This window comes from Novosphingobium sp. HNCC26DJ243, assembly GCF_057180545.1.
This window is the reverse complement of the sequence record NZ_JBXUGN010000020.1, coordinates 1-1,179: the sequence shown is the minus strand read 5'-3', so window position 1 is coordinate 1,179 and position 1,179 is coordinate 1. Positions and strand designations below refer to the sequence as shown.

The following is a 1,179-nucleotide window of genomic DNA, read 5'->3' as shown; positions in this document are numbered from 1 at the left end:
CCGGGTTGGGGGTTAACCCCCAACCCGGTTTGCCGATGGATTTGGCCGCCATCTCGGCCGGGGTCAGGTCGCCCAGGCTCGAGTGGGGCCGGTAGTGATTATAGTCGTGCCGCCAGGCGGCCAGCACCGAACGGGCCTGAGCCAGGCTGGTGAAGATCGTCTCGTTCAGGCACTTGTCCCGCAGGCGAGCATTGAAGCTCTCGATGAACCCGTTCGGCTGCGGCTTGCCCGGTGCGATGTAGTGCCATTCGACCTCGCGCTCCTTGGACCAGCGCAGGATCGCCATGCTGGTCAGTTCAGTGCCGTTATCGCTGACGATCAGCGCTGGGCGTGACCGTTCGGCAATCGCCCAGTCCAGCTCTCGGGCCACCCGCAGGCCTGAAATCGAGGTGTCGGCGATGAGCCGGACACACTCGCGGGTGAAGTCGTCAACCACTGCAGAGATCCTGAACCGACGCCCACAGGCGAACGCATCGGACACGAAGTCCAACGACCAGCGCTGGTTGCAGCCCTGCGGGATGACCATGGGTGCCCGTGTGCCCAGCGCCCCTTTGCGGCCGCCGCGGCGCCGCACCTGCAAACGCTCCTCGCGGTACAGCCGTCGGAACTTCTTGTGATTGATCCGAACGCCCTCACGCCCCAGCAGCCAGTGCAGACGGCGATAGCCGAACCGGCGCCGCTCGGCTGCCAGACCCCGCATCCGCTCCCGGATTGCACCGTCATCACCGCGCCGGCTACGATACCGCACCATCGTCCGGTCCACGCCCAGCACATCACACGCCCGCCGCTGGCTCACCTCGAACACCCGCTCAAGGTGAGCCACCGCTTCCCGCCTGGCGGCGGGCGCTACCATTCTTTTGACGTGATCTCCTTGAGCATCGCGTTGTCCAGCATCGCTTCGGCCAGCAGCTTCTTCAGCTTGCTGTTCTCATCCTCGAGCTGCCGCAGGCGTTTGGCCTCGGACACCTCCAGGCCGCCGAACTTGGCCTTCCACTTGTAGAAGGTCGCACTGCTGACACCGTGACGGCGACAGACATCCGCCGTCGACACGCCAGCCTCCTGCTCCTTCAAAATCGCAATGATCTGCTCCTCAGTGAACCTGCTCCGCTTCATTCCGTCCGACTCCTTCCATGGGCCGGACTCTACTCAAATCTGGAGGAGATTGCGGGGCGCAGACCA

1 protein-coding gene is annotated in these 1,179 nt (G+C 64.5%); it reads right to left on the bottom strand.

The window, feature by feature from the left end:
- Positions 1–1,113 (bottom strand): IS3 family transposase gene (locus AC2A04_RS18260; RefSeq protein WP_484213783.1). Its coding sequence is split into 2 segments (ribosomal slippage), with 1,114 coding nucleotides annotated over them: positions 1–855 and positions 855–1,113; the frame shifts between segments, so codons are not numbered across the junction. This gene is flagged as partial in the annotation.
- Positions 1,114–1,179: the final 66 nt, after the last annotated feature.